This window comes from Methylobacterium sp. CM6241 (assembly GCF_054817845.1).
On sequence record NZ_CM139246.1, the window covers coordinates 1,852,658 to 1,877,544 of the forward strand.

Here is a 24,887-nt window from a genome sequence, read left to right on the forward strand (position 1 = left end):
TCCCTCCCCCCTTTGTGGGGGAGGGTGCCTGCGGAGCAGGCGGGAGAGGGGACGACCTCTCCGGAACCGGCGCTCCCCTCTCCCGACCCGCTTCGCGGGCCACCTCCCCCCGCAGAGGGGGGAGGGTACGCGCGCGGTCGCCCCATGCATGAGTCCGCCCGATGACGACGCCCCTCTGGACCCCCGAGGCCCTGGAAGCCGCTACCGGCGGCACCTTGCGCGGCAACCCGAAGCCGATCACCGGTGCCTCCATCGACACGCGGACGCTGCAGCCGGGCGACCTGTTCTTCGCCATCCGCGGCGAGGCGCGGGACGGTCACGATTTCGTTCGCGATGCCCTGGCGCGTGGTGCCGGGGCGGCCGTGGTCGCGGCTGACCGGGCCGAGGAATTCGCCGGGGCAGGGGGCCTTCTCGCGGTATCGGGGACGAGCGAGGACCCGATCCTCGACGCCATGCGGGCTCTGGGCCAGGCCTCGCGCGCCCGCAGCCAGGCCGGCATCGTCGCCGTCACCGGCTCGGTGGGCAAGACCGGCACGAAAGAGGCTCTGCTGCACGTCCTCTCGGCTCAGGGCGAGACCCATGCCTCCATCGCCTCCTACAACAACCATTGGGGCGTGCCCCTGACTTTGGCGCGGATGCCGGCCGAGAGCCGTTACGGCGTGTTCGAGATCGGCATGAACCATCCGGGCGAGATCGTGCCGTTGACCGCCATGGTCCGGCCCGACATCGCGCTGATCACCACGGTCGAGCCGGTGCATATCGAGCACTTCGCCTCGCTCTCGGCCATCGCCGATGCCAAGGGTGAGATCTTTTCCGGGTTGAGTACGGGCGGGACCGCCATCATCAACCGCGACAATCCGAACTACCCGCGGCTGCTCGCCCATGCGCATGCCTCGAAGGCGGGGCGGGTCGTCACGTTCGGTGAGCATGAGGAGGCGGATGTCCGCGCCCTTCGCATCGTCATGCGGCCCGATCTCTCGGTGGTGGACGCGGTGGTGATGGGCGTCCCCGTCACCTACCAGCTCGGCACGCCGGGCCGGCACGTGGCGATGAACTCCCTCGGCGTCATGGCGGTGGTTCATGCTCTCGGGGCCGATCACGCCCGCGCTGTCCTGTCGCTCGCCGCGCTGAAACCGCCGGTGGGGCGTGGCGAGCGCACGGCCTTGCGGCTCAAGGAGGGCGAGGCCTTCCTGGTGGACGAGAGTTACAACGCCAACCCGGCCTCGGTACGGGCGGCTCTGGCCACCTTGTCGGGAATCGAGACGGGGCCGCGCGGGCGCCGCATCGCGGTCCTAGGCGACATGCTCGAACTCGGCGCTTCGGCCGAAGATCACCACCGCGCGCTCGCCTCCGCCGTGGAAGCGGGCGGGATCGACCTCGTCTTCACCGCCGGCCCGATGATGCGGCATCTGTTCGAGGCGCTGCCGGTGAGCCGGCGCGGCGTCTCGGCGGGCGTTTCGTCGGATCTGGTCGATCCGCTCATCGGCGCCCTCCGCGCCGGAGACGCCGTCATGGTGAAGGGGTCGAACAGCATCCGCATGGGTCACATTGTCGAAGCTCTCAAAGCCCGCTACGCGGACGCGGTGGACCGCGCCGAGTCGGCGCAGGCCGCGATCCGCCAATAGACCTCCGTGTCAGGCCCGGCCTCGCACCGGGTTCGCCCGCCAGCCGGGTGCACGGCGGGGATGGAAAGGCGCGCGGCCTCCTCCAACCCCGATGATCCATTCTCAGACAAACCGCGACCGGGTGTCGGATGCTGTATCTCCTGTCGGACCTGAGCGGCACGCTCTCGCCCCTCAACGTCTTCCGCTACATCACCTTCCGCACCGGCGGCGCGCTGTTCACGGCGGGCCTGTTCGTGTTCTGGTTCGGGCCACTCATCATCTCGCTGCTGCGCCTGCGCCAGGGCAAGGGCCAGCCGATCCGCGAGGACGGTCCGCAGACTCATCTGACCAAGCGCGGCACGCCGACCATGGGCGGGCTGATGATCCTGGCCGGTGCCATCGTGGCGATCCTGCTCTGGGCCAACCCGCGCAATCACTTCGTCTGGGTGACCCTCGCGGTGACCCTGGGCTTTGGTGCCATCGGCTTCTACGACGATTATCTCAAGGTGACGAAGCAGTCGCATAAGGGGTTCTCTGGCAAGTTCCGGCTCCTGCTCGAAGCCGCCATCGCCATCTCTGCCTGCACCCTGATCTCGTATTATTCGGCGCCCGCGCTCCAGAACCAGCTCGCCTTCCCGGTCTTCAAGGATGCCCTGCTGAATCTCGGCTGGTTCTACGTGCTGTTCGCCGGCTTCGTCATCGTTGGTGCCGGAAACGCCGTGAACATCACCGACGGCCTCGACGGCCTCGCCATCGTGCCGGTGATGATCGCCTGTGGAACCTTCGGGGTCATCGCCTATCTGGTCGGCAACGTCTTCACCGCCGGATACCTCCAGGTGAACTACGTCCGCGACACCGGCGAACTCGCGGTCGTCTGTGGTGCAGTCATCGGGGCGGGGCTCGGCTTCCTGTGGTTCAACGCCCCTCCTGCGCAGATCTTCATGGGCGATACCGGCTCGCTCGCCCTCGGCGGCCTGCTCGGCACCGTGGCGGTCGCCACCAAGCACGAGATCGTCCTTGCCATCGTCGGCGGCCTGTTCGTCTTGGAGATCATGTCGGTGATCATCCAGGTCGCCTCGTTCAAGCTCACCGGCAAGCGCGTTTTCCGCATGGCGCCAATCCACCACCATTTCGAGCAGAAGGGCTGGAAGGAGCCGCAGGTCGTCATCCGGTTCTGGATCATCGCCGTAATCCTGGCGCTCGCCGGCCTCGCGACGCTGAAGCTGCGCTGAGCGTCGTATGATGGTTCGTCACAACTGGTCTTCCTCCCGCCGATCCACCTCGTCCTGAGGCGCCGCAGCGGAGCGGCGGCCTCGAAGGAGCCCTCCACTTCGTGCATTGGGCTCTGAAGGCCTCCTTCGAGGCCCGCTCGCGCGGGCACCTCAGGATGAGGTAGAGGGAGGGGGACAGAGATCAGAGCATTGGCGAGTTCGAGACCCGCATGACCCCCGCCACCACCTTCGCCGGCCGCACGGTCGCCCTGTTCGGCCTCGGCGGCTCCGGCCTCGCCACGGCGGTCTCGCTCCAGGCCGGGGGCGCCCGCGTCGTCGCCTGGGACGACAGTACCGAGAGTCAGGCAAAGGCGCGAGAACAGGGCGTCACCGTTGCGGATCTGCGCAGCGCAGACTGGTCGGGTTTTGCCGCCTTGATCCTGGCGCCCGGCGTACCGCTGACCCATCCCGTACCCCATTGGAGCGTCGGTCTCGCCGAGGCCGCCGGGATAGAAATTATCGGCGATGTCGAGCTGTTCTGCCGCGAGCGGGCGAAGACCGCCCCCGATGCACCTTTCGTCGCCATCACCGGCACGAACGGCAAGTCGACCACCACGGCGCTGATCGCTCATATCCTGGCCAAAGCGGGTCGTGACGTGCAGATGGGCGGGAATATCGGCACCGCGATCCTGTCACTGGAGGCACCGGCGCCGGGGCGCTGTCACGTCATCGAACTGTCCTCGTTCCAGATCGACCTGACGCCGTCGCTGGCTCCGAGCATCGGCGTGCTCCTGAACATCACGCCCGACCATCTCGACCGCCACGGCACGATGGAGAATTATGCGGCGATCAAGGCGCGCCTCGTCAATGGCTCCGCCCTCGCGGTGGTCGGGGTCGATGACGAGCCGAGCCGCGCCATCGCCGACCGGCATAGGGGGGCGCTCGTGCGGATCGGCGTCGCGCAACAGGACGTGGATGGGCTGACCGTCCGCGACGGGATCGTGGCCGGGCGCTCCGCGGAGGCCATCGCGGATGTCTCCGGCATCGGCTCGCTCCGGGGCGCCCATAACTGGCAGAACGCCGCCGTCGCCATCGCCGTGGCCCAAGCTCTCGGTGTGACGGGTGACGAGATCGTTTCCGCATTGGAGACTTTTCCCGGCCTGCCGCATCGGATGGAGCAGGTCGGCCGGCGCGAGCTGGTGCTCTTCGTCAACGATTCCAAGGCGACCAACGCGGATTCCACCGAGAAGGCTCTCACCGCCTTCCGCGACATTCATTGGATCCTCGGTGGCAAGCCGAAAGAGGGTGGTATCGACCTGCTGGAGCCTCTGTTCGACCGCGTTGCCCACGCCTACCTCATCGGCGCAGCGAGCGACGTCTTCGCCGCGACACTGGAGGGGAGGGTGCCCTATACGCGCTGCGGCACCCTGGATGTGGCGACGAAGCAAGCGGCGGAGGCTGCTGCGAGATCAGAGGCGCCGGAGCCGGTGGTCCTCCTCTCGCCGGCCTGTGCCTCCTACGACCAGTTCAAGAGTTTCGAAGATCGGGGCGACCAGTTCCGCGCGCTCGTGCGGGGGCTGATCGGGTAATCCGACGCCGCGTGATCAAGGCAATCCTGGTCCGCCCCCGGCTTCCCAGGACAGCGACGGCCTGACGCTTGGGCGACCGCCCTCGGCATGCGGGGGACGCAAGACCGTCGGTTTAAGTCTTCGCTGACGGGGAGTGCCTCATGCTGAGGCCGGGCGCGTATCCTCAGGCGGGTTGGACGGGCGGAATGGCGGCAGGCGGGAGATGGAGCGCGAGTGCGGCGGGCGTCGATATGGCGTCGGCTGATCCTCGCCGTGTCTCGTCGGGCCCGCTCCACACCCTCGGCTATGCGCTGTTGGCGCTGGTCATCTTTTTCACGTGCTTCACCTTCATGAAGCCGTCGCCCTATGATTTTCTGGCATTGCCGACGATCGCGTTGTGGTTCCTTCTGGGGATCAGGCTCTACCGCTCGACGATCCTCATCGTCGCGCTTCTGCTGATCTATCTGATGGCGATCGTCATCGCGCTGATACCCTATCTCGACGAGAGCAATTCGGTCGAATGGACGTATCAGGCCGTCTATCTCGGTTTGACCGGGATCTTCTTCGTGATGTTCTTCTCGGACGAGACCTCGGAAAGGGTCGGATTCGTCCTCAAGGCCTACCTCGCCGGGGCCCTTTTCGCCGCGATTTGCGGCATCTTTAGCTATTTCGACGTGCTCGGCGAAGACGTGCTGTTCAAGATGGACGGCCGTGCCTCGGGCGTGTTCCAGGATCCCAACCTGCTTGGATCCTTCCTGATCCTGTCGGTGCTGTACCTCATTCGCCGGATGCTGGTGGGTGAGACACAGCGGGTGTTCCTGTCGACGACGGCGCTACTCGTTCTCCTGGCCTGCGTCTTCCTCTCCTTCTCGCGCGGGTCCTGGGGGGCGTGCCTGCTTGGCATTCTTCTGACGATCAGCCTCACATTCGTGACCTCTCCGTCGCGTGCGATTCGGCAGCGGATCGCCCGATTGTCGGCCCTCGCCGTACTCGTCGGTGCGCTCCTGATCGGCGGCCTTCTGTCGATGGAGGGTGTCTCGGAGCGGTTCACCGATCGGGCGCAGGTCACGAAGGATTATGACGAAGGCGAGACCGGCCGGTTCGGCAACCAGCGCCGCGGCATCCCGATGCTCATCGATCGCCCCCTCGGTTTCGGGCCGCTGAGATGGCGCGTGGTCTTCGATCTGGAGCCGCACAATTCCTATATCGGTGGTTTCGCAAATGGCGGGTGGCTCGGAGGTTTCGCTTTCGTCTCTATGGTCCTGACATCGATCTTCGTCGGATTTCGCTTGTGCCTTAAACCATCGCCGTATCAGGGGCTCGCCCAAATCGTGTTTCCAGCCTTGCTGATGTTCTTTCTGCAAGCATTCCAGATTGATATCGAGAAATGGCGTCATGTTTATATGATGCTTGGCATGGTGTGGGGACTTGAAGCGGCCCGTGTGCGCTGGTTGAATCAGCAACGAGCGACTACCGTCATTCTCGATCGCGGCCGACCGTGATCTTTGAAAAGTATCGTCGATGAAGGGATTACACAGCGCCCTGTGGAGAATGCGATGCGGGCATGTGGAAATCATATTCGATACATCGATCGTTAGCGTCACGGCCGGTAGGTGTGAGTCATCGCAGAGCTGGCACAGCAGCTCGATGAGGGCAGCTTCTTGATCACGCCGACTGACGAGGCCGAGCGCGTTGCTGCGCTTCACAGGCTCGGCATCCTCGATACACGCCCCGAAGAGCATTTCGAGGCGGTGTCGCGCACGGCCAAACGCCTTTTCGGGGTCGAGAAGGCCTATGTTGCCTTCATCGATTCCGACCGGCAGTGGATCAAGTCGGACTGCGATCTCGGCCGCAAGGAGATGCCGCGCCTCGAATCGTTCTGCCATCACACCATCGCCGGTGGCGACATGCTCGTGGTGCCGGATGCGCGCCTCGATCCGCGCTTCGCCGGGAACCCCCTGGTGACCGGCCCCGATCCCATCGTCTTCTACGCCGGCGTGCCACTGTGCCTCGAATCGGGTTTCCGCGTCGGCTCGTTCTGTCTCATGCACAGCACTCCGCGCCCGTTCGGCGTGGAGGATGAAGCGGCTCTGCACGACCTCGCGGCCACCGTCACCGCCCATCTTCGCCTCGCGGACGCCCATGTGAGGCTGGTCCGCGAGGCCGAGGAACGCGCGGCCCATCAGGCGACCATCGCCGACCAGCGGGAAGAGTTGCAGCAGCGCCAGAGCGCGCTCGCCAGCGCGCATCACCTGCTCGCCATGGCGGAAGAGGTTGCCGGGATCGGCCATTGGCGCGTTCGGCTCGCCGATGGCCAGACCTTCTGGTCCACCGGCATCTACGGGATTGCCGGGCTCGATCCCGCGACCTCCGCGCCGACATTCGACGGGGCCATCGATCTGCATCATCCCGACGACCGTGAGCTGGTTCGGTCCAGCATCTCCAATGCGCTGGAGCGAAGAGATGCTTTCGCCTTCGAAGCGAGGATGGTTCGTCCCACGGGAGAAATCCGGACGATGGTGGTTCGTGGCATCTGCGAATGCGACGTGGCGGGTCTGACCGTAGGTCTGGTCGGCACCGCCATCGACGTGACGGACGCCCGGAATTCCGACGCCGCCCTGCGGGAGCGGACGAGCCAGTTCCGCCGTCTCGTGGACGCGGTGAGCGATTGCGCCTTCGTCACCCTCGACCGGACCGGGCATGTCGCCAACTGGAACAGCGGCGCGGAGCGTATCACCGGCTATTCCGCCCAGGATGCCATCGGGCGTCACGTCTCGCGCTTCTACACGAGGGAGGGGCTCGAAGCGGGGGCCCCGCGTATCGCGCTTGCGACCGCTGCTTATGAAGGAAAGGTCAAATTCGAGTGCTGGCGGGTTCGCCGAGACGGCTCGCAATTCTTCGCCAGTGTCGCCATCGACGCCATCCGCGACGAACAAGGCTCCGTGGTCGGCTATGCTGAGATCACCCGCGACATCACCGAGCGTCGGGCGGCCGAACTCGAACTCCAGCGCAGCGAAGATCGCTACCGCACTCTCGCGGAGGCGCTGCCCGCGCTAATCTGGACGACGCGTCCACCGGACGGGACGGCGACCTATGTGAATCCCGCCTTCACGGATTTTTACGGCGCTATCGGTCCCGAGAGGACGGAGCGTACGGCGCGCAACCATCCCGACGATGCCGAACGGATGGAGGTCGCTTGGCGGACCGCCCACAAACGGGGGCGGACGTTCATGGTGGAGGGACGCCTGCGCCGCCACGACGGCGTCTACCGCTGGCACAAGATCGTGATGATTCCGATCCCGACCCATGACGACCGGGCGCCCGACGATGCCGAATGGCTCGGCACTGCCCTCGACATCGACGACATCATCACCGCGCGTCAGCGGTTGGAGGAGACGTCCGACCTGCTCCGCATCGCCCAGACGGCGGCCGATGCCGGTACCTGGGACCTCGACCTCCGGACGGACGCGATCACGCTCAGCCAGAAAGCCCTGGGCCTGTTCGGCATCCCCGGGGAGGACGCCCAGGCGATGCCGGTCCGGGACTGGATCCGGCTCGTCCATCCCGATGACAGGCAGGCGGTCCGCGAGGAGGCGGCCCACGCGATCCGGAACCAGCTCAACTACGTCGCGGAATACCGCATCCTCGTGGAAACCGAGCAGCGCTGGATCTCCACCTGCGGACGCGTACTCTACGACTTAACTGGCGCGCCCTATCGTATGGTCGGCCTGCATTTCGACATCACCGAACGAAAGACCGTAGAGGCCGCATTGCAGGCCGCGACAGCCAGGGCCGAGGGGGCGAGCGCTGCGAAGAGCGAGTTCCTCGCTGCTATGAGCCACGAAATCCGCACGCCGCTGAACAGTATTCTCGGTTATGCCGACCTCCTGCTGGAGGAGCCGAGTCGGACGCCCGACGACAGGCACCGCCTCGAATTGATCCAGGGGGCGGGCAATGCGCTCCTCACCATCGTCAACGATGTACTGGACTTCTCGAAGATCGAGGCGGGGCAGTTCACGCTGGAATTGCTGCCGTTCCCGTTACGCGACCTGATCGAGAACACCGTGGAGATCGTGCGCGGCAGTGCGCTCAAGAGCCCCGTGACCATCCTCTCGCGGCTCGACCCCGCGCTGCCGCCCTGGACCATGGGCGATGCGAACCGGCTCAGGCAGGTTCTGCTCAACCTGCTCAATAACGCGGTGAAGTTCACACTCTCCGGGTCCGTCACCCTCAATGTCAGCCAATGCGGCGAGGAGGCAGCTGGTCCGGTCCTGCGCTTCGAGGTGGTGGATACCGGCATCGGCATCTCGGCGGACCAGCAGGAGCGCCTGTTCCAGCGCTTCAGCCAAGTCGATTCCTCGATCAGCCGCCGCTTCGGCGGTACCGGTCTCGGACTCGCGATCTGCCGTCGCCTGGTCTCGATGATGGACGGGGAGATCGGTGTCACCAGCACTCCCGGGCAAGGATCGACCTTCTGGTTCACTCTCGTCCTGCCGCGCGCCGACGCAGCGAGCGGTGTCGCTGTAGAAGAAGCGGGAAGGCAGCCTGTCCGGGCCTCGGCGTCACCGAGAAGGGCACGGATTCTCGTCGCCGAGGATGTGCCGGTGAACCAGGCCTTGGCCCGGGCGGTCCTCGAACTCGCGGGCCACAGCGTCGAGGTCGTGGGCGACGGCGCCGAAGCGGTGACCGCGGTCCGGGATGCCGCGGAAGGACCGAAGGCTTATGATCTTGTGCTGATGGACGTGCAGATGCCGGGCATGGACGGGCTTACCGCCACGCGCCTCATCCGCGCTCTGCCTGCGCCCGCCTGTACGGTACCGATCATCGCCATGACGGCCAATGTCCTGCCGCAGCAACTCGCTGCTTTGACCGCAGCCGGCATGAACGACCACGTCGGTAAGCCATTCAAGCGCGACGCGCTCTATGCCGCCATCGCCCGCTGGACCGATCCTTCGGCTACCCTCGATGCGCCGGATTCCCCGCCCATTCTCGACCGGGAGGTCTTCGACACGTTGAAGGACATGGTGGGGCCGGAGCGAGCCACCGCGCTTCTGTCCATGCTGGCAGATGAACTCGTCGACCGGTTCGGGGCCCCTCCGGACTCGGTCGACCTATCTGGCATCGATCCGCCGGAACTCGCCTACGATGCCCATGTCATGGTGTCCGCCGCCGGGCTGCTCGGCTTCGTCGGGCTGTCCGACCTCTGTCGAGAGATCGAGAACGCTTGCCGCAACGGCGACGATCTGGCGCCGCTGATCCACCGCCTCGCCGTGGTCCGGGACGGCACGCTCGGAACGATCAGGACGTTGCAGGCCGCTTGACCGTTCCGGCCAGGCTCATTCGTCCGCGGGGACCGGCTCGTCTTCCGGTTCCGGCTCTGCCGTCCAGGCGGTGGCAAAGGCGGCCAATTGCATCGCATCCTTGAAGGCCATCACCGAGACGCTGCGTTCCGTCGGCATCGCGCCCGGATAGGGAGCGATCAGCACGGTCTCCTGCGATAGGCGTGCGCCCGGCGCTTTCTCGGCGATCCAGGCCTCGGCTTCGGTGCACAGCCGTGCCGGATCCGAAGGATGGCGCGCCCGGGAATCCGAGCGCAGCACCAGGACGTAGGGGCCAAGCGTGGGATTGCGCTGCTGCAGGCCCTGGATGATATCGATCATGCTCGTGTCTCGTCACGTTTCTGCCGTGGGCGAGGCGCGCCCCCCGCCAACCCGGCCGTTCTCAGTGAAGTTTGACCCGTGGTTCGGTGCGCCGCGTCAGTGCGCGAGCCATGGCATCGAGCGCCGTCTTGATCGTGCCGTGCAGGGCCTGCTCGTGCATCTTGTAGAGTGAGCGGTACATCATCCGCGCGAAGAGGCCTGCGATGAACAGGTTCTTTCCCTGAATGAACCCCATCAGGTTGCCGACCGTGGAATACTCCCCGAGGGAGACCAACGAGCCGAAATCGCGATACTTGAACGGCTTCAGGGTCCCGCCCGCCATCTTGACCGGAATCTGCTTGATCAGGTGGCTCGCCTGCTGGTGAGCTGCCTGGGCGCGGGGCGGGATCGGGGTATCCGAGCCCTTCTCCACCAGATAGGCGCAATCGCCCATGGCGAAGATGTCGGGGTCGCGTGTCGTCTGGAGCGTCGGCGTCACGACGAGCTGATTGTTGCGCGTCGTCTCCAGGCCGCCGATCTCCTGCAGGAAGGGCGGCGCCTTCACGCCAGCCGCCCAGACGACGAGCTCGGAGGGAATAAAGCCGCCATCGGCGAGCTGAACCCCATCGGGGCGGACCTCGGTGACACGCGCTTGGGTGCGGACCTCGACACCGATCTTGTTCAACAGCGTCATGACGTCGGCGGACAGACGCTCGGGGACTGCCGGCAGAATCCGGTTCGCCGCTTCGACGAGGGTGATCTTCAGATCCTTGGCAGGATCGATCCTGTCGAGACCGGTGGAGGCCACGTCACGGGTCGTGCGATGAAGTTCCGCCGCGAGCTCGGTTCCGGTGGCGCCGGCTCCGATCACCACCACGTGGAGCTGCCCGGCCCGCACCGGGCCGACCTGGGTATGGGCGCGCAGCATGCCGTTGATCAGGCGCTGGTGGAACCGCACCGCCTGCTCCTGCGTATCGAGGGCGATGGCGTTCTCCTTCACCCCCGGCGTGCCGAAATCGTTGGTGGTCGAGCCCACCGCGAGGACCAGCGTATCGTAGGGAATCGAGCGGACGGGCGTGACCTCACGCCCCTCGGCATCGTGGCTCGCGGCGAGCTGGATCGTGCGCGCGCCACGGTCGAGTCCCGTCATCGAGCCGATACGATAGCGGAAATGATGGCGGTGGGCGTGGTGGAGATAGTCCACCGCATGGTGGCCGACATCGAGGCTGCCAGCGGCGACCTCGTGCAACAGAGGCTTCCAGATATGAGTGCGGGCCTTGTCCACGAGGGTGACGTGAGCCTTGCCTTTCCTGCCCAGCGTGTCGCCGAGCTTGGTGGCCAGCTGAAGCCCCGCCGCGCCTCCGCCGACGACCACGATCCGATGCAGGTTGTCCACGGTTTCGCCCGGTACCATGCGTTCCTCGTCTTCAGCGTTGAGCGGCAGGCCGTACGCCCTTTTTGTCCGCTCGGGTATTATAGGCAAAATCTTTTTGAACGGCAGCCTTCGTCGTGCAGGCCGGCTCTACGCCTTAAGCAGGCGCACCCGGCTGGCGGAGGGGATGCGCTTTCGCGAAAGCCTCCTGCGACAGGCAATCCTCTGCGATCCGCTTCACGGTGGGATAGGGAGCTGTCTCGACGCCGAAGATGCCGGTGCCGACCCAGAGGCTCACGAGGCACAGATCGGCGTGGCTGATCGTGTCCCCTTGCGCGTAGCGACCGGTGCCGGGCTCGTGGGCGAGGCGGGTCTCGAGCGTCTTCAGCCCTGTCTCGAACCAGTGCCGTACGAAACCCATCATCTCGTCTTTCGGGATGTCGTAGGCCGACATCAGGTAGTTGCGCACACGCGGGACGTAGAGCGGATGGGTGTCGCAGGCGACGACCTGCGCAAGGGAACGGGCGCGTGCCCGCGCCCTCGGCTCCTTCGGCAGCAGGGCCGGTTCGGGGTGGATGTCCTCGAGATAGTCGAGGATCGCCAGCGATTGGGTCAGGGGAGGGCCGTCGCCATCGAAGAAGGCCGGTACTGCCGCCTGCGGATTGATGGCCAGGAAATCCGGCTTGTACTGGTCGCCAGCGTCGAGGTCGATGAAGGTCTCCTCGCAGGGAATCCCCTTCAGGTTAAGGGCGATACGGACCCGGAAGGCGGCGGCCGAGCGCCAGTTGCCGTACATCCTCATGCCTATCTCCCTCGCCTTTGTCTGGCGCGGACCACACCCGACAAAGGCGCCGGTTGCAAGGGATGATCTTGTCGTAGTTCATCACGAGCGTGGCACGAGAGGATGGACGACGTGTCGAGCTTCTTCATCCGCGGCGGCATCGCTACGCTCGATGAATGACCCTGTTCGCGTATCCTCGAGTGTCGGATCACTCGGTTTGCTGCCCGATGGCCGCATTGCGCCAAACGGGAGAGCCAGGCGTGGCGGGATCCGGCCTGGCCCGTTCGAGCCCCTAGAACGACCGGCCGTAATCGTACCCGCCGCATCAGTCCGTTGCTCCCTCGGAAGCTTGCGATACTCCTCCCCCTACCTCTTGGGCGGCATCCTGCATCAGTTTTGCTCTTCTGCCGTGACGTCGGGCACAGCCTTCGGCCGAGTGCCTCGGAACGATCCGGGGTCTTGGCTTCCCCTTGCAGGCGAGGCGGCTTCACCGTGGAAGCACAATTCTGTCTGCGTCGATTGCGGGGTTGGCGGCAGTCGCACATTTGGCAGCGCCGCCCGGTTCGCGCATAGACGGCGGGACACGGTCGACAGCCCCCGATTGCGACGGATGCCAGCGCGATGCAGATCGAAACGCCCTACCTGATGTTCCTCGGCGACGTGCCGGATACGCTCGCCGCCAAGACGGCTTACGGCATCGCCGATTGGCGGCCCGAATGGTGCGTCGGCCAGCTGCGCCTTCCCGGATGTGCCGCCGATCTCGGCATCCCCGATCTCACCCTGAGCGACGCCGTGGCCAAGGGCTGCAAGACCATGGTGATCGGCGTCGCCAATGCGGGTGGTGTGCTGCCCCCGCATTGGGTGTCCGAGGTGGTCACAGCGCTCGATGCCGGTCTCGACATCGCCAGTGGCCTGCATGTGCGCCTCGGTTCGATCCCCGAGATCGCCGAAGCGGCCGAGCGGAACGGGCGGCAGCTTCACGATGTCCGCCACACCAGCGAGACCTTCGACACGGGCAAGGGCACGAGGCGGCCCGGCCGGCGCCTGCTCAGCGTCGGCACCGATTGTTCGGTGGGCAAGAAGTACACGGTCCTCGCCCTGGAGCGCGCCATGCGGGAACGCGGGCTCGATGCAGATTTCCGCGCTACGGGGCAGACCGGGGTGTTCATCTCCGGGCGCGGCGTCGCCATCGACGCGGTGGTGGCGGATTTCATCTCCGGCGCCGTGGAGTGGATCGCCCCGGCGGCGGATCCCGACCACTGGGACCTGATCGAGGGGCAGGGGTCGCTCTACCATCCGTCCTTCGCGGGCGTGAGTCTGGGGCTGCTGCACGGCGCCCAGGCCGATGCCTTCGTGGTCTGCCATGAGCCGAGCCGCACCACCATGCGCGGGGTCAAGCACCCGCTTCCCTCGATCCAGCAGGTGATCGACCTGACGATCCAGCTCGGAAGCCTGACCAATCCCGCCATCTGCCCTGTCGGCATCGCCGTGAACACGCAGAAACTGCCGGAGGACGAAGCGCGAACCCTGCTCCAAGACCTCACTCGCGATCACGGGCTGCCCGCCACCGATCCGGTTCGCTTCGGTGTCGACGGCATTATCGACCGGATGCTCGCGGAATTTCCGGCCGGGAGCGCCGCATGAGCCGCCGCCTCACCGTCGCCGTGGAGCGCTTTCCTATCGCTGGCGCTTTCACCATCGCTCGGGGCAGCCGCACGGAAGCCGTGGTGGTACTCGCCACCATCGTCGATGGGGCAGAGGGGCATGTGGGGCGCGGCGAATGCGTCCCGTATCCTCGCTACGGCGAATCCCCCGAGAGCGTCTGCGCACTGATCTCTGAACAGGCCGACGCCATCGCCTCGGGTGCCACCCGCACGGACCTGCTCACGCGAATGAAGGCTGGCGCCGCACGCAACGCCCTCGATTGCGCCCTGCTCGATCTCGAGGCCAAGCAGATCGGCCGACCGGCTTGGGAGATTGCCGGGCTCAGCGCACCGCAGGTCGCCACCACCGCCTACACGTTGAGCCTCGGTACGCCCGAAAGCATGGAGGAGGCCGCCCGGGGGGCTGCCCATCGCCCCCTTCTCAAGGTCAAGCTCGGCGGTGAGGGCGACCCCGAGCGCATCGCCGCCGTGCGTCGCGGCGCACCGAATTCACGCCTCATCGTCGATGCGAACGAGGCGTGGCGCGCGAACACGATCGAGGCGAACCTCGCCGCCTGCGTCGCTGCGGGCGTCGGCCTGATCGAGCAGCCGCTCCCGGCAGGGGAGGACGACCTTCTCGCCCAGATCCCGCGGCCGATTCCGATTTGCGCCGACGAAAGCCTGCACGACCGTGCCGGCCTCGATGCTCTCTCCAACCGCTACGATGCCATCAACATTAAGCTCGACAAGGCCGGTGGCCTCACCGAAGCAGTGATGCTGGCGCACGAAGCGAAGGCGCGGGGCCTCTCGCTGATGATCGGCTGCATGGTCGGCACCTCGCTCGCCATGGCCCCGGCGATGCTGCTCGCCCACCATGCCGATTACGTGGATCTCGATGGGCCGCTGCTCCTGGCGCGGGACCGCGACCCGGCTCTGCGCTTCGACGGCAGCCTCATCCATCCTCCGACACCCGATCTGTGGGGATAGGGCCACCGGAATCGTCGCGGGGACGCCAAACCCGGCTGACGCGGATCACGAATGGGTGTTTCGGCAGGATCGGCCGCCTTTCAAATCTGCAGAGTTGATCCTGCAAAATCGTGCCGATACGCACCATCGAGTTGACGGAACGGTGCCCGGACGGGCATGGCCCGATGCCTGCGACCGGAGTCCGGCTGCAAGCGTGACAGGTCCACCATGTTGAAGACCCGCATCATCCCCTGCCTCGACGTGAAGGACGGGCGCGTCGTTAAAGGCGTCCAGTTCCTCGAACTGCGCGATGCCGGCGATCCCGTCGAGGCGGCCAAGGCCTATGACGCGGCCGGCGCGGACGAACTCTGCTTCCTCGACATCACCGCGAGCCACGAGGCGCGCGGCACCCTACTGGATGTGGTGAGCCGAACCGCCGAGGCCTGTTTCATGCCGCTCACCGTGGGTGGAGGCGTACGCACGGTGGAGGACATCCGCACGCTTCTGCTCGCCGGGGCCGACAAGGTCTCCATCAACACGGCGGCGGTGAAGGATCCGTCCTTTGTCGAGCGTGGTGCTCTCAAATTCGGCAGCCAGTGCATCGTGGTCGCCATCGACGCCAAGCGCACCTCGGCGCCGGGGGAGCCCGATGCCTGGCAGATCTTCACCCATGGCGGGCGCACCCCCACCGGTCTCGACGCCATCGACTTCGCCCGCACCGTGGCGGCTCGCGGCGCCGGTGAGCTTCTGGTCACCTCCATGGACCGCGACGGGATGCGCTCGGGCTACGACATCGCCCTGACGCGGGCGATCTCGGACGCGGTCTCCGTGCCGGTCATCGCCTCCGGCGGCGTCGGCGGCCTCGACGACCTCGTGGCGGGCGTGCGCGACGGGGGCGCCAGCGCGGTTCTCGCCGCATCGATCTTCCATTTCGGCCAGCACAGCGTCGCCGAGGCCAAGGCACATATGGCGGCGGCCGGCCTGCGCATGCGGCTCGATCCGTAATGCGCCCCCTCGACCCCACCCTTGCCCAATTCCGCCCCGTGCCGCAGGCTCCGGCCCGTGGAGCGCGCGGCCCCGCCCGCCAACGTCCCTAGGATCGCATGACCGATTTCACTTTGAGCGACCTGGAGGCCGTGGTGGCCGACCGCGCCGCCGCACCACCGGACCAATCCTACACCGCCAAGCTCCTTGCAGGCGGGCCGGCAAAGCCCGCTAAAAAACTCGGCGAGGAGGCCGTCGAGGCCGCCATCGCTGCTGTCCAGGGGGACCGGGCAGGCTTGGTGAGCGAGGCGGCGGATGTGCTCTATCATCTCCTGGTTGTGCTGCGTGCCGGCGGCATCGGCCTGCCGGAGGTGATGGCGGAACTTCAGCGTCGTACGGCGCAGAGCGGCATCGCCGAAAAGGCGGCCCGGAGGCAGACGTGACCGTCGAGCCCCAACGGCCCGTGGCCTCCGTGATTGGGCGCGAACCGGCTCTCGGCCGCGGCCTCGTGCTGGGCCAGGATCCCGTGACTGGGATCGGCCCGGAGCGACTGTCGCCCTACCGACTGTTTTCCCGGGACGAGTGGGCCCAATTGCGCGCCGAGACGCCGCTCACCCTGACGAGCGACGATGTCAGCCGCCTGCAATCCCTCAACGATCCCATCTCCATCGAGGAGGTGGTGGCGATCTACCTGCCCTTGTCGCGTCTTCTCTCGCTCTACGTCGCGGCCACGCAGGGGCTGTTTAAAGCAACCCAGCGCTTCCTCCTCGCTGAGCACGAGGCCAAGGTCCCCTACATCATCGGCGTCGCCGGATCGGTGGCGGTGGGGAAATCCACCACGGCCCGCGTGCTAAAGGCACTGCTGGCGCGCTGGCCCAATACTCCGAAGGTCGATCTCATCACCACGGACGGGTTCCTGCACCCGAATGCCGAGCTGAAGCGCATGGGCGCGATGGAGCGCAAGGGGTTTCCCGAGAGCTACGACACGGCGGCGCTTCTGCGCTTCCTCACCGACATCAAGGCCGGCAAGAAACGCGTGGCCGCGCCGCTCTATTCCCACCTCGTCTACGATGTGGTGCCGGGCGAGGAACGGGTGGTGGAATCCCCCGACATCCTCATCGTGGAAGGCCTGAACGTCCTCCAGCCGGCGCGCCTGCCGCGCGATGGGACCGCGATCCCCTTCGTCTCCGACTTCTTCGACTTCTCGATCTATCTCGACGGTCACGAGGACGACCTGCACCGCTGGTACGTCAACCGCTTCCTGCGCCTGCGCCAGACCGCCTTCCGGGATCCGCTCTCGTATTTCCGGAAATACGCCGAGGTGACGGAGGCCGAGGCCCTAGAGATCGCCGACAATCTTTGGACCACGATCAACCTGCCCAACTTGCGCGACAACATCCTGCCGACGCGCCAACGAGCGAGCCTGATCCTGGCCAAGGGCGCGAGCCACCGTATCGAGAGCGTAGCGCTGCGGCGGTTGTGAAACGGCCCATGAGCGTCGTTATCCTAGCGGATACGCCGCCTCCACCACATACGGTCCTCCGCCTCGCGATTCCCGCGCCGAGAACAGCGCCACCCGTGTTGCGGTGAACCTCAGCGTCGCAAAAAGCCCCGCCTCGGCGATGTACCCTGCCACATCCGCCGCCTGGGTGTCGCGGCGGTTGAGGCGGGCGAGCGTGACGTGCGGCGTGAACTTGCGCCGTTCCGGCTCAGCTCCGGCTGCCCGGGCGATGCGCTCGTGCTCGTCTTGCAGGTCGAGCAGGTCGGGTGAAGCCGCTACGCTGGCGATGATCGCGCGAGGTTTGTCCCCGCCGAACGCGTCGAGGCCGGACAGCGTCACGTTGATGAATGGGCGCGGGCGCGCGTCGACAAGTCCCGCATGAAACGCCTCGGCTACATCCTCTTCAACGTCGCCGAGGAAGCGCAGGGTGATGTGAAGGTCACCGCGCTCGATCCAGCGCGCGCCGCGAAGGCCGCATTGGTAGCGCGTCAGCGCCTCCGCTGCGTCGTCCGGGATTTCTATGGCTGTGAACAGGCGGGGCATCGGGTTACTTCGACGCCGTGCCGAGCTTGTCGAGGAAGGTCTCGACGGTGGGCAGGATGCCGGCCACGATCGTCTCGACGCCCTTCACGTTGGGATGGAGCCCGTCTTCTAGGTTGAAGCGCCGGTCGCCCACGATGCCATCGAGGAAGAACGGGTAGAGGACGAGTCCGTATCGCGAAGCCAGATCAGGATAAATCGCGTCGAACCGTACGACGTAATCCGGCCCGAGATTGGTCGAGGCCTTCATGCCCGCGAGCAGGACCGGAATGTTGCGGGCCTTCAAGCGTGATACGATGGTGTCGAGGGCCTTCTTGGTCACGGCGGGATCGGTGCCGCGCAGCATGTCGTTGGCACCGAGTTCGAGGATCACCCCATCGGTCCCGTCCGGAACGGACCAGTCGAGCCGGTCGAGGCCCCCGGTGCTGGTGTCGCCGGACACGCCGGCATTGGCGATGGAGACCTCGCGTCCCCTTGCCTTCAACTCGCGTTCCAGCACTGAGGGGAAGGCCGCTGCCGAGGGCAAGCGATAACCGGCCGTGAGGCTGTCGCCGAAGGCCACGATGTTGAGCGGGCGGGAGGCGGCGTGGCCGATTCCTGTTCCAGCGCCGAGTGCGGCAAAGAGCGTCATCGCGAGGGCCGTCCGGCGCGAGTGCTGGCGCGGCACTCTCCGACCGACCATATCGACGCCGATGCGTGACGTATGACACAGACCCATTCGCGCACAGCCCTGACCTATGGTGTTCATGACGATGATCTCACACAGATCGGTCCTGCCTTGATACCCGGCAAGGTCCAGAGCCCGGCGATCGCCCTTTCGAAGATCGATCTCAGTCTCGGCCGGGGGGCGGCCCGGGTGCATGTCCTGCGCGGCATCTCCCTCGAAGTAGCGCGCGGCGAGGCTGTAGGGCTGGTCGGCCCCTCGGGCTCCGGCAAGTCGACGCTTCTCATGGTGATGGCCGGCCTGGAGCGCGCGGAATCGGGAAGCATCCACGTGGAGGGCACCGATCTCGGGACGCTCGACGAGGATGCCCTCGCGCGGTTTCGTGGGCGGCGCATCGGCATCGTGTTCCAGGCCTTCCATCTGGTGCCGACAATGACGGCCTTGGAGAACGTCGCCCTTCCCCTCGAACTCGCCGACAAAGCCGACGCACATGAGCGAGCGAAGGCCGAGCTCGAAGCGGTCGGCCTCGGACACCGTCTCCATCATTATCCGGCCCAGCTCTCCGGGGGAGAGCAACAGCGTGTCGCCATCGCTCGTGCCATCGCTCCGGACCCGGCAATTCTCGTTGCCGACGAGCCGACCGGCAATCTCGACGAAGCCACGGGCCGCCAGATCGTGGATCTGCTCTTCGCACTCAAGCGCGACCGGGGCGCGACCCTGGTCCTTGTGACCCATGATCCCGGCCTCGCCCGGCTCTGCGACCGCACCGTGCGCCTGCGCTCCGGGCGGGTGGATGAGGCGGTGGCGGCGTGATCCTGCTGAACTCCCGCGTTCGGCGGAAGGTCTGACCCCATGCACGGCACCCTGCCTCGGCCCGCTCCGAAACCGAGCCGCGTTCCACTGACGCTCCGCCTCGCATTCCGTGAATTGCGTGGCGGCCTTTCCGGTTTCGCGGTGTTCCTCGCCTGCATCGCGCTGGGCGTTGCGGCCATTGCCGGTGTCGCCTCGATCTCGCGCTCGCTCACGGATGGTCTCGGCCGCGAGGGCAAGCGCATCCTCGGCGGCGACCTGACCTACAGCCTCATAAACCGCGAGGCGACATCGGACGAGCGTGCCGTCCTCGACGCACAGGGCAAGGTTTCGGTGGTGACGACCCTGCGCGCCATGGCTCTGGCTGGCGACAAGGGCGCCGCCCTCGTGGAAATGAAGGCCGTTGACGGCGCCTATCCCGCCGCCGGGGACCTCGTGACCGACCCCGACACGCCGGTCTCTGGTCTGCTGGCCGAGAAGGATGGGGTATTCGGCGCGGTCGCCGACCCGCTCCTTCTTACGCGCCTCGACCTGAAGGTCGGCGATAGGATCGAGATCGCCGGTAAGCCGATTGCCATACGTGCCACTCTGGTCTCCGAGCCGGACAAGATCGCCAACGGCATCGGCTTCGGCCCGCGCCTCCTGGTTTCCGCCGCGACCCTACAAGCGACGAGTCTGATCCGACCGGGCAGCCTCAACCGCTGGAGCTATCGCATCCAGGCGCCCGAAGCCGACGATGCGGAGCTGGAGCGACGGATCGCAACCATCGCCAAGGCAGCACCGGATGCGGGCTGGGAGATGCGCTCGCGCTCGAACGCCGATCCGCGCTTTGCCAAGAGCGTCGAGCGCTTCACCCAGTTCCTCACTTTGGTCGGTCTCACCGCATTGATCGTCGGCGGTGTCGGCGTCGCCAATGCGGTGAACGCCTTCGTCGCGAGGAAACGCGGCTCCATCGCTACCCTGAAGAGCGTCGGCGCGCCGGGCCGACAAGTGGTCGCCATCTACCTGACGCAGGTGATGCTGGTCGCCGGCCTCGGTACCGCATTCGGCCTCGTGATCGGGGCGGGATTACCGTTCCTCCTCGACATGCTGTTCCACAATGCGCTTCCGCTGCCGCTGAACCCGACCCTAGCACCAGGGGAATTGCTGCTCGCCGCTGCCTACGGCCTTCTGACGGCGCTCGCCTTCGCCATCATTCCTCTCGGCCACGCCCATGACGTGCCGGTCTCCGGCCTGTTCCGAGACGTCATCGATCCCGACACCCGCAAGACGCGGCTCCGCTATCGCCTGATCCTCGTCGCTGCGCTCGCGACCCTGGTGACGCTGGCGCTCGCCACGGCGTTCGACCGCAGGGTGGCCTTGATGTTCATCGTGGCGGCCGGACTTGCCTTCGGACTCCTGCGCCTCGTCGCTCTCGGCCTCATGGCTTTGGCGCGGCGTCTGCCTCGCCCGCGCTCGGCCGCGCCCCGCATGGCGCTCGCCAACCTGCACCGCCCCGGTGCCCTCACCCCCGCCATCGTCCTGTCCCTGGGCCTCGGCGTGACATTGCTGGTGACGCTGAGCCTGATCGACGCCAATGTTCGCCGGACGCTGACAAGTTCCTTGCCGGCCCGTGCACCGAACCTGTTCTTCCTCGATATCCCAGCGGCGGAAGCGGACGGGTTCCACGCGGCTCTCGGCCAACTCGCGCCCGGCGCCAAGATCGAGCGCGTGCCGATGATGCGTGGGCGCATCGTCGCCATCAACGGGGTTCCGGCAGCCGCGATCAAACCGCCGGAGGATGCAGCCTGGGTGCTCGATGGCGACCGCGGCATCACCTATGCCGAGGATCTTCCCGAGGGATCGAACCTCGTTGCGGGCTCCTGGTGGAACGCCGAGGAGGGGGTGAAACCCCTGGTCTCATTCGACTCGGAATTGGCGCGCAGTCTCAGTCTCTCCGTGGGCGGCACCGTCACGGTGAACGTGCTCGGGCGGAATCTGACGGCTACGGTCGCCAATCTCCGCAAGGTCGAATGGCGCAACCTCGGCATCAACTTCGTCATGGTGTTCTCTCCCGGTACCTTCCGGGGCGCGCCGCACTCGGACCTTGCCACCCTGACGCTGGGCGGTGGGCCGGATGCCAAGGCCGAGGCCGTGATCCTACGCGATATCGCACGCGCCTTCCCGTCTGTGACCAGCGTACGGGTGAAAGACGCTCTCGATACGGTCAACGATATCGTCGGCAAGCTGGTGCTGGCGATCCGTGGCGCCAGTGGCGTCGCCGTGGTGGCGAGCCTGTTCGTTCTCGCGGGTGCCATCGCGGCGGGGCACGGAGCCCGGTTGTACGACGCCGTCGTGCTGAAGGTACTGGGCGCCACCCGGGGTCGCCTGCTCCTGGCCTACACATTGGAATACGGCGCATTGGGGCTAGCCACCGCCGTGTTCGGGCTCCTTGCCGGAACGCTGGCAGGTTGGGCCATCGTCACCCGCGTGATGAAGCTCGACTTCGCCCTCGACCTCTCGGGGGCCCTCGTCGCATCCGCCCTCGCGGTGGCGTTCGCGATCCTCCTCGGCCTTGCCGGGACTTGGCGTATCCTCGGTCAGAAGCCGGCACCTTACCTGCGCCGATTCTGATCCGGGCGAGGGTGGGCCTATCGTCGCGAGTTCGGTGGGAAAGAGCCGGCGAAAGTCATGCTTTATGAAATGTCACTATAGCTCTACCGTGCCGGGTGAATGATGAACCCGATTTAATCCGCGTGGCTGCAAATAAAGATCGCGCTCAGAAGCTATGATTCTGGGCGCACAAAGCTCGGCCGCCCCCTTGTGCGGAGCGGCATGACGGAACATATTTCGGCTCAAGGCGCGGTCACGTGCCAGAGGTCCTGTGCGTGAGCCTCGGTTCCAAATCACACGCTGAGAGAGCTTCCAAGGGAAACTCCCATGGCATTCGATAATAGCCCCTTCCGCTACGGCGCCCAGCCGCAGGGTTATGCTGGCTCGCAGGTCGAGGTCGACCAGGGCCTGCGCACCTTCATGCTCGGCGTCTACAACAACATGGTCATCGGCCTCGGGATCTCGGGCCTCGTGGCCCTTGGCTTGAACATGGCTGCGACCGCCCAGACGGCGACGGGCAAGCTCGCCCTGACCCCGTTCGGCCAGATGCTCTACACCAGCCCGCTGAAGTGGGTCCTCATGCTGGCGCCCCTCGCGTTCATCTTCATCTTCACGATGCGGATGGATAAGATGTCGGCCTCGTCCGCTCGACTGACCTTCTTCGCCTTCGCGGCGGTGATGGGCGCGTCGATGTCGACCCTGCTGCTCGTCTTCACGGGCGCCAGTGTCGTCCGGGTCTTCTTCATCACGGCGGCCACGTTCGGCGGTCTCAGCCTCTACGGCTACACCACCAAGCGCAGCCTTTCGGGGATGGGCTCGTTCCTGATCATGGGCGTGATCGGCCTCTTCATCGCCTCGATCGTGAACATCTTCCTTGCTTCCAGCGCGCTTCAGTTCGCCATCTCGGTTCTCGGCGTCCTGATCTTCGCGGGCCTTACCGCCTACGACACGCAGAAGCTCAAGGAGATGTTCCTCTACAGCGGTGCCGATGCCGAAGGCGCGGCCAAGCTGTCGGTGAACGGCGCTCTGACACTTTACCTGGACTTCATCAACATGTTCCAGTTCCTCCTCCAGCTCCTCGGCGACCGTCGCTAAACGAGCTTTATGGGACACGGAGCGAGAAGGCCTCGGCGGAAACGCCGGGGCCTTTTGCGTTGGCTGCAGCAAGGCGAGGATGTTGCGGTGGGAAAGCCTGTAGTGCCGAAGATCGTGAGAGGTTCGGGGAGTGACACCCCACCTCCAAGCGATGTGCCGACTTACGCCATTGTCGGCGCGAGCGTTGCCGCCGCGATAGGCACAGGCGCATGGGCCGGCTTCGGTGTCGGCATCGTCGTGGGCATCATCAGTTTGGTTGTCCTCGGCGGCCTGTATTCCGTGATCGCGTACCGGTTGGGTTGGCCCCCCATCCGATGGGAGGCGATCCCGTTCTTCATTCCGTGACGTCAGGTGTCACACTACCCGTAGGGGCTTCTCCAGCACCGCTAGGACGCGGGCGAGGTCATGGCCGCGCTTGAGTACAATGCCAGCGGCGGAAATCACCGAATAAGCGCCCTGTCGACGGGCGAGCTTAGGATCCTTCTCGACCCTGAACAAAGCCGTCTCGGACGAGCGGCGATAGATCGAGAACACTGCCTTGTCGCGGCGGAAGTCGAGGGCATAGTCGCGCCATTCTCCGGCGGACACCATGCGGCCGTAGAGGTTGAACAGGGTCCTGAGTTCGGAGCGGTCGAAGGCGACCTGTGGTACAACCGGGGCCGTCGGGAAAGGTACGACGCGGTTGGACGAATCCTGTGATCGCGGCTCGGCTCCGATCCTCTCGTCCATCCTCGCTCCTCGGTTTCGGCGACCCAACGGACACCATAAAGAGCAGATGATGGGCCTCCCGATCCGAGGCCGCAAGCCCAGCCAACCGTCGAGTGCGCTGCGGCACCAGCTACGGACGGGCAACACAACATCACGATTTCGCCGCGTTATTGCCCATCGTCGGCCTTGATAGAAGATGATACCTGTGGCCGAACCTCGTCGGTTCCGTGCTCGGTCGGGTGACCGATATCCATGCTCCCCAGCTTTCGGGAGCTCGCCGATGCCACGGAAGCGGCACTCCAGAGGTTTCGAGACCCAAGGACTTCAGGCCGCCTCTCCGGAGTGCGGCCTTTTTTTCTGCCATGCGGGCGTGCTCTGGTTTAAAAACCTCTCTGGCTGCGGCAGGCGCACAATCACTTCTCTCCCTGTGCAACTCGGCTTTGGTCGCTAACAGGGTCCAGCGGTCATAAGCCCGCAATGAGGAGATGTCCGTTCGTGACGAGTTTCGACCCCGGCTTTCGCGAGACGCTTGGCGACCTGATTGCCTGGCGTCGAGACGTGCGCCGCTTTCGGGCCGATCCGGTCGACGACGCCGTCTTGCGCCAATGCCTCGACCTTGCCTGTCTGAGTCCATCGGTCGGCAACAGCCAGCCGTGGCGCTTCGTCCGCGTCACCGATCCTGACAGGCGGGCGGCGGTGGTTGATAATTTCGAGCGCTGCAACGGCAATGCGGCGGAAACCTACGATTCGGAGCGTCGGGAAGCCTATAACCGGTTGAAGCTTGCGGGTTTGCGCGAGGCGCCGATCCATCTTGTGGTCTTCTGCGACGAAGCGACGGAATGCGGCTACGGGCTCGGCCGCGCCACCATGCCGGAAATGTTGCGCTACTCGGTGGTGACCGCCGTGCATACATTCTGGCTGGCAGCGCGCGCCAATGGGATCGGTGTGGGCTGGGTCTCGATCATCGAGCCGGACGGGGTTACCCGCCTTCTCGATGTTCCTCCGACGTGGCGCCTCGTTGCTTATCTCTGCGTTGGCTATCCCGTGGAGGAGCACGAGGATCCCGAACTCGTCCGGCATGGCTGGCAGGAGCGGGAGAGGGCGGCGACCGGGCTGCTGGAGCGGTGAAGCTACCGGTCTTAACGAAAGCCTACCCGGATCATTCGCTTTTATCCGGAACACCCTAGGCCACGCTTAACTGCCCGGCGC

General features: G+C 65.9%; 21 protein-coding genes. 15 read left to right on the forward strand and 6 right to left on the reverse strand.

Translation table 11 applies throughout. The features are described from left to right. Nucleotides 1–161: 161 nt before the first annotated feature. From ACYQR9_RS08595 to ACYQR9_RS08615, 5 genes are all read left to right on the forward strand, one after another. Nucleotides 162–1,625 carry a UDP-N-acetylmuramoylalanyl-D-glutamyl-2,6-diaminopimelate--D-alanyl-D-alanine ligase gene (locus tag ACYQR9_RS08595; RefSeq protein ID WP_461229331.1) on the forward strand — a complete coding sequence of 488 codons (1,464 nt, stop codon included), beginning with the start codon at nt 162–164 and terminating at the stop codon, nt 1,623–1,625. Nucleotides 1,626–1,753: 128 nt separating this feature from the next. After that, nucleotides 1,754–2,836, forward strand: a complete 1,083-nt coding sequence (gene mraY / locus ACYQR9_RS08600) for a phospho-N-acetylmuramoyl-pentapeptide-transferase (protein ID WP_056432110.1) — start codon at nt 1,754–1,756, stop codon at nt 2,834–2,836. Between the two features lie 209 nt (nt 2,837–3,045). Next, complete coding sequence (murD, locus tag ACYQR9_RS08605) at nt 3,046–4,404, forward strand: UDP-N-acetylmuramoyl-L-alanine--D-glutamate ligase (protein ID WP_461229332.1); 1,359 nt, start codon at nt 3,046–3,048, stop codon at nt 4,402–4,404. A 140-nt stretch (nt 4,405–4,544) separates the two neighbouring features. Next, nucleotides 4,545–5,885 carry an O-antigen ligase family protein gene (locus ACYQR9_RS08610; RefSeq protein ID WP_461229333.1) on the forward strand — a complete coding sequence of 447 codons (1,341 nt, stop codon included), beginning with the start codon at nt 4,545–4,547 and terminating at the stop codon, nt 5,883–5,885. Nucleotides 5,886–6,044: 159 nt separating this feature from the next. Continuing rightward, complete coding sequence (locus tag ACYQR9_RS08615) at nt 6,045–9,704, forward strand: PAS domain S-box protein (protein ID WP_461229334.1); 3,660 nt, start codon at nt 6,045–6,047, stop codon at nt 9,702–9,704. Nucleotides 9,705–9,719: 15 nt separating this feature from the next. On the opposite strand, the gene ACYQR9_RS08620 is transcribed toward ACYQR9_RS08615, so the two are convergent. The 3 genes from ACYQR9_RS08620 to maiA form a co-directional block, all read right to left on the reverse strand. Then, the gene (locus ACYQR9_RS08620; protein ID WP_207410295.1) at nt 9,720–10,043 is read right to left on the reverse strand and encodes a hypothetical protein; all 324 of its coding nucleotides are present in this window, start codon (nt 10,041–10,043) and stop codon (nt 9,720–9,722) included. A gap of 61 nt (nt 10,044–10,104) precedes the next feature. Then, on the reverse strand, nt 10,105–11,436 hold the full coding sequence (locus ACYQR9_RS08625; protein ID WP_056432125.1) for an NAD(P)/FAD-dependent oxidoreductase: 1,332 nt from the start codon (nt 11,434–11,436) through the stop codon (nt 10,105–10,107). Between the two features lie 115 nt (nt 11,437–11,551). Next, nucleotides 11,552–12,196: a maleylacetoacetate isomerase gene (maiA, locus tag ACYQR9_RS08630; RefSeq protein WP_056432128.1), complete on the reverse strand. Its 645-nt coding sequence runs from the start codon at nt 12,194–12,196 to the stop codon at nt 11,552–11,554. Nucleotides 12,197–12,796: 600 nt separating this feature from the next. Here maiA and dgcN point away from each other — a divergent pair. From dgcN to coaA, 5 genes are all read left to right on the forward strand, one after another. Beyond that, on the forward strand, nt 12,797–13,819 hold the full coding sequence (gene dgcN, locus ACYQR9_RS08635; RefSeq protein WP_056432130.1) for an N-acetyltransferase DgcN: 1,023 nt from the start codon (nt 12,797–12,799) through the stop codon (nt 13,817–13,819). Continuing rightward, a complete protein-coding gene (dgcA, locus tag ACYQR9_RS08640; protein WP_461229335.1) occupies nt 13,816–14,805 on the forward strand; it encodes an N-acetyl-D-Glu racemase DgcA in 990 nt (329 codons plus the stop codon). Before dgcN ends, dgcA begins: the two co-directional genes overlap by 4 nt. Before the next feature lie 207 nt (nt 14,806–15,012). Beyond that, a complete protein-coding gene (gene hisF, locus ACYQR9_RS08645; protein ID WP_056432135.1) occupies nt 15,013–15,789 on the forward strand; it encodes an imidazole glycerol phosphate synthase subunit HisF in 777 nt (258 codons plus the stop codon). A 98-nt stretch (nt 15,790–15,887) separates the two neighbouring features. Then, entirely contained in the window at nt 15,888–16,211 is a 324-nt protein-coding gene (locus tag ACYQR9_RS08650) for a phosphoribosyl-ATP diphosphatase (protein ID WP_056432137.1), read from the forward strand. Between the two features lie 65 nt (nt 16,212–16,276). Further along, the gene (gene coaA, locus ACYQR9_RS08655; protein WP_056432456.1) at nt 16,277–17,251 is read left to right on the forward strand and encodes a type I pantothenate kinase; all 975 of its coding nucleotides are present in this window, start codon (nt 16,277–16,279) and stop codon (nt 17,249–17,251) included. A gap of 18 nt (nt 17,252–17,269) precedes the next feature. Here the strand turns inward: coaA and thpR are convergent, their stop codons facing one another. Then, entirely contained in the window at nt 17,270–17,812 is a 543-nt protein-coding gene (thpR, locus tag ACYQR9_RS08660; RefSeq protein WP_056432141.1) for an RNA 2',3'-cyclic phosphodiesterase, read from the reverse strand. A gap of 4 nt (nt 17,813–17,816) precedes the next feature. Continuing rightward, nucleotides 17,817–18,440 carry an arylesterase gene (locus ACYQR9_RS08665; RefSeq protein WP_461229336.1) on the reverse strand — a complete coding sequence of 208 codons (624 nt, stop codon included), beginning with the start codon at nt 18,438–18,440 and terminating at the stop codon, nt 17,817–17,819. 72 nt (nt 18,441–18,512) lie between these two features. On the opposite strand from ACYQR9_RS08665, the gene ACYQR9_RS08670 reads away from it, so the two are divergent. From ACYQR9_RS08670 to ACYQR9_RS08685, 4 genes are all read left to right on the forward strand, one after another. Continuing rightward, nucleotides 18,513–19,286 carry an ABC transporter ATP-binding protein gene (locus ACYQR9_RS08670; protein WP_244477881.1) on the forward strand — a complete coding sequence of 258 codons (774 nt, stop codon included), beginning with the start codon at nt 18,513–18,515 and terminating at the stop codon, nt 19,284–19,286. Nucleotides 19,287–19,325: 39 nt separating this feature from the next. Then, nucleotides 19,326–21,896 carry an ABC transporter permease gene (locus tag ACYQR9_RS08675; protein WP_461229337.1) on the forward strand — a complete coding sequence of 857 codons (2,571 nt, stop codon included), beginning with the start codon at nt 19,326–19,328 and terminating at the stop codon, nt 21,894–21,896. A 306-nt stretch (nt 21,897–22,202) separates the two neighbouring features. Then, on the forward strand, nt 22,203–22,970 hold the full coding sequence (locus ACYQR9_RS08680) for a Bax inhibitor-1/YccA family protein (protein WP_056432147.1): 768 nt from the start codon (nt 22,203–22,205) through the stop codon (nt 22,968–22,970). A gap of 102 nt (nt 22,971–23,072) precedes the next feature. Beyond that, entirely contained in the window at nt 23,073–23,315 is a 243-nt protein-coding gene (locus ACYQR9_RS08685; RefSeq protein WP_461229338.1) for a hypothetical protein, read from the forward strand. Between the two features lie 9 nt (nt 23,316–23,324). Here ACYQR9_RS08685 and ACYQR9_RS08690 read toward each other — a convergent pair whose 3' ends face one another. Then, complete coding sequence (locus ACYQR9_RS08690; protein ID WP_056432152.1) at nt 23,325–23,699, reverse strand: DUF2794 domain-containing protein; 375 nt, start codon at nt 23,697–23,699, stop codon at nt 23,325–23,327. A 456-nt stretch (nt 23,700–24,155) separates the two neighbouring features. Here ACYQR9_RS08690 and bluB point away from each other — a divergent pair, with 456 nt between their 5' ends. Then, the gene (gene bluB, locus ACYQR9_RS08695; protein ID WP_461229339.1) at nt 24,156–24,806 is read left to right on the forward strand and encodes a 5,6-dimethylbenzimidazole synthase; all 651 of its coding nucleotides are present in this window, start codon (nt 24,156–24,158) and stop codon (nt 24,804–24,806) included. Nucleotides 24,807–24,887: the final 81 nt, after the last annotated feature.

Bases quoted from the DNA above. Each gene is read 5' to 3' on its own strand.
- ACYQR9_RS08625 (WP_056432125.1), bottom strand. From the start codon at position 11,436: ATGGTACCGGGCGAAACCGTGGACAACCTGCATCGGATCGTGGTCGTC.
- ACYQR9_RS08675 (WP_461229337.1), top strand. From the start codon at position 19,326: ATGCACGGCACCCTGCCTCGGCCCGCTCCGAAACCGAGCCGCGTTCCA.
- dgcA (WP_461229335.1), top strand. From the start codon at position 13,816: ATGAGCCGCCGCCTCACCGTCGCCGTGGAGCGCTTTCCTATCGCTGGC.
- ACYQR9_RS08680 (WP_056432147.1), top strand. From the start codon at position 22,203: ATGGCATTCGATAATAGCCCCTTCCGCTACGGCGCCCAGCCGCAGGGT.
- ACYQR9_RS08665 (WP_461229336.1), bottom strand. From the start codon at position 18,440: ATGACGCTCTTTGCCGCACTCGGCGCTGGAACAGGAATCGGCCACGCC.
- hisF (WP_056432135.1), top strand. From the start codon at position 15,013: ATGTTGAAGACCCGCATCATCCCCTGCCTCGACGTGAAGGACGGGCGC.
- ACYQR9_RS08650 (WP_056432137.1), top strand. From the start codon at position 15,888: ATGACCGATTTCACTTTGAGCGACCTGGAGGCCGTGGTGGCCGACCGC.
- ACYQR9_RS08595 (WP_461229331.1), top strand. From the start codon at position 162: ATGACGACGCCCCTCTGGACCCCCGAGGCCCTGGAAGCCGCTACCGGC.
- ACYQR9_RS08610 (WP_461229333.1), top strand. From the start codon at position 4,545: ATGCTGAGGCCGGGCGCGTATCCTCAGGCGGGTTGGACGGGCGGAATG.
- dgcN (WP_056432130.1), top strand. From the start codon at position 12,797: ATGCAGATCGAAACGCCCTACCTGATGTTCCTCGGCGACGTGCCGGAT.
- maiA (WP_056432128.1), bottom strand. From the start codon at position 12,196: ATGAGGATGTACGGCAACTGGCGCTCGGCCGCCGCCTTCCGGGTCCGT.
- bluB (WP_461229339.1), top strand. From the start codon at position 24,156: ATGAGGAGATGTCCGTTCGTGACGAGTTTCGACCCCGGCTTTCGCGAG.
- ACYQR9_RS08690 (WP_056432152.1), bottom strand. From the start codon at position 23,699: ATGGACGAGAGGATCGGAGCCGAGCCGCGATCACAGGATTCGTCCAAC.
- mraY (WP_056432110.1), top strand. From the start codon at position 1,754: ATGCTGTATCTCCTGTCGGACCTGAGCGGCACGCTCTCGCCCCTCAAC.
- thpR (WP_056432141.1), bottom strand. From the start codon at position 17,812: ATGCCCCGCCTGTTCACAGCCATAGAAATCCCGGACGACGCAGCGGAG.
- ACYQR9_RS08670 (WP_244477881.1), top strand. From the start codon at position 18,513: ATGACACAGACCCATTCGCGCACAGCCCTGACCTATGGTGTTCATGAC.
- murD (WP_461229332.1), top strand. From the start codon at position 3,046: ATGACCCCCGCCACCACCTTCGCCGGCCGCACGGTCGCCCTGTTCGGC.
- ACYQR9_RS08620 (WP_207410295.1), bottom strand. From the start codon at position 10,043: ATGATCGATATCATCCAGGGCCTGCAGCAGCGCAATCCCACGCTTGGC.